Genomic DNA, 2,671 nt, shown 5'->3' on the forward strand with positions numbered 1-2,671 from the left:
CTACGCAAACTGGCCATTTGAAAAGGCTTCGCCTTGGACCAGTTTGCCACTTGACTTTTATTCTCACGAAACTCGCAGTAAATGCGAGTTTCTGATTATAAGTGACAAGAAGTCATAACTTTTTGTCACTTATTTTTCAACGTAATAAAAATCGCCATCTGGAAGCTTTCCGCCTACAGACTTAGGATTCTGTTTGTAGAGCTCTCCAAGGTATCCCGAAAGCATAGTCTTCATGTCTTCTCCTGCTACAAATTTGATATTGCAAAGGGGAATTGCCTTGGTTGCAACCTGCTTTTTGATAATATCAAAATTCTCTATAAGAGTTGACGCTTCATCAATATTCTCGTTTGTGAAATTAATGGACTTTTCATACTGCTTAAGGAAAAGTGATACTGCATCCTTGTGCGCATCTACAAACTCGCTTCTACCAATTATGACACCTGTGACAAGTTTTGCATCAGAACCATCTTTTTTGGCTGCCTTTTCCCATTCAGCATTTATGTCTATGGCTATTCTGATATTAGAATTTTTCATCATAGCTGTTGTAACAAAGGGCTGAGGAAGCATTGCCACACCATTTTTGTCATTTGCAAGTGCACTTAAACACTCTGTATGCTCAGACTTGTATTCGATTGTTACATCTTTTTCTGGATCAATGCTGTTTGCCTTGAGCATATAGTTAAGTGCATATTCTGGTGTTGAGCCTTTACCACTTGCATAAATTGTCTTTCCTTTAAGGTCTTCAACTTTTGAAATAGTATTTCCATTTTCTACTATATACAAAACGCCAAGTGTATTAACTGCAAGCACTTTTACTTTGCCTTCTGTCTTGTTGCAAAGGACTGCTGCCAGATTTGCTGGAACTGCTGCAATATCAACTTTTCCCTGAATAATCAAAGGTGTGAGTTCATCTGGTGCACTGTAGGTTTCAAAAGAATAATTATTGCTGTCGGTAGCCTTTTTAGCGCTATCATCCATGAGCTTTACAAGTCCCATTGCAGTTGGTCCCTTTAAAGCTGCAACATTAATATCTACTGGCTCAGAAGTGGTTGGAACAGATGTAGATGCAGACGCATCTGCTGTACTAGAACTTTCAGATGATACCAATGCATCCTGTGAAGTATCAGAACCTGCATCTGTACTCTGTGTTACAGAAGCATTAGAACCTGACTCATTAGGATTATCATTGGTATTGCTCTGACATGCCGTCAGATATAAGCTGGTAAAAATTAATGCGACACAAATCCAGGATAAAAATTTTTTACTCATATTTACCTCTTTCTGGAAACTATTATTTATGTAGCTTTTATACCCTTCTTTATGATAGTCCTTTGATAATTTTTTGACAAGTGACTTGTTTAATATTATTGTCTCATGCTAACTCTGATTTTAATCTAACCAAACATTGGCATAGTTTCTGTAATTGTCATTTTGCTGATACGTTTTGATGGAGAATATACTGTAAAGGAAATAGACGAAGGAAGAAGAAATGATAATCCTAAAACAACACATATATAGTAGTTCCCACGCCAAGTGCACTATCCACCGTTATTTTTGCATCATGAATCTCAGCTATGTGTTTTACGATTGCAAGACCAAGACCTGTACCACCTGTAGCTTTGGATCTGCTTTTATCCACGCGGTAAAAGCGTTCAAAGATTCGCTGTTGCTCTGAAGCAGGGATTCCTATCCCATTGTCTTTAACTGTAAGTGCCGTCTGCCCGTCTATTTTTCCCACAGAAATCTTTACTTTTCCGCCTGCCATCTTCGACAGTTCATTCCCCATCATGCTCATTCCATATAGAAACAAGGATAGCCCACCTATCATATTTAGAACATTAAAAATATCCATACAAATTTCTTTCTTCACTATTTTCTGCTTAACCGATTATCAGAATATCGCTTGAAAGTAAAATGTATGGACAGCTTTATGTAAAATCCATGTAAAATTTACATGCGGTACTACCGCAAACAATTTAAACATACTGCAAAGGATAAGGCACCAGATATGTTTACCCCTTTTTACATAGTTTAGGGTAAAGGGGTGAAGAAATAGCGTACAACTATTTCTGTTTTGGAAAAAGTTGCCCCCCTTTTTAAGCAAGACTATGTATCTCTTAATGTTAACACTCTTCTTGAATCCGGTCACTTTTTGTAGCAATGCCAGAACTGGCTTCTTGCCTCAAGCACAAACTCACCGTCTTTTTCAATTTTATCTTCAAAATATGCAAGGAGCTTGTTCTCATATCCGGCAATAGCTTTCTCATAATCCTTGTAGTAATCCTTCATCTTCTCCACGATTTCTTTTGCCTCGGTATAATGCCAGAAATTAGGCAAAAGAACTGACTCCACCCTTGCAAAATATTTCTCCATCATGGATATATACCGATTTCTCTTCTCTGTCTGACCAGCTATTGTTTCATCTATGAATGATGAGTCTTCTCCTATAGCTTCAATAGCTTCTTTAAAGAGATTGTTCCAGTTTGCCACGTTAGCACCGTTGAAAGAAAACAGACCATCCTCTGCGACTACCTTGCCGGCATGTGCCACGATAGCTTCGATATCTTTTATCTCAGAGTGAAGCCTCACACGACTAAAGTCGCGTGCTTCCTATTGCCACAATCTACGTTGTGGTTGCCTTTTAGGGCATCGGACTGCGTTTCTGTCCATA

The 2,671-nt window shown here is 38.4% G+C and carries 2 protein-coding genes and 1 pseudogene; all 3 read right to left on the reverse strand.

What is annotated here, in order from left to right:
• Window positions 1-129: 129 nt before the first annotated feature.
• Complete coding sequence (locus G634_RS0114760) at window positions 130-1,269, reverse strand: ABC transporter substrate-binding protein (RefSeq protein ID WP_026505907.1); 1,140 nt, start codon at window positions 1,267-1,269, stop codon at window positions 130-132.
• 229 nt (window positions 1,270-1,498) lie between these two features.
• Window positions 1,499-1,759: pseudogene (locus G634_RS21680) on the reverse strand (sensor histidine kinase); the annotation flags it as partial.
• A gap of 386 nt (window positions 1,760-2,145) precedes the next feature.
• On the reverse strand, window positions 2,146-2,589 hold the full coding sequence (locus G634_RS0114770; protein ID WP_026505909.1) for a hypothetical protein: 444 nt from the start codon (window positions 2,587-2,589) through the stop codon (window positions 2,146-2,148).
• Window positions 2,590-2,671 lie beyond the last annotated feature (82 nt).

Origin of the sequence: Butyrivibrio sp. NC3005, from assembly GCF_000424545.1 — a bacterium.
In the GTDB taxonomy this organism is placed as follows: Bacteria; Bacillota; Clostridia; order Lachnospirales; family Lachnospiraceae; genus Butyrivibrio.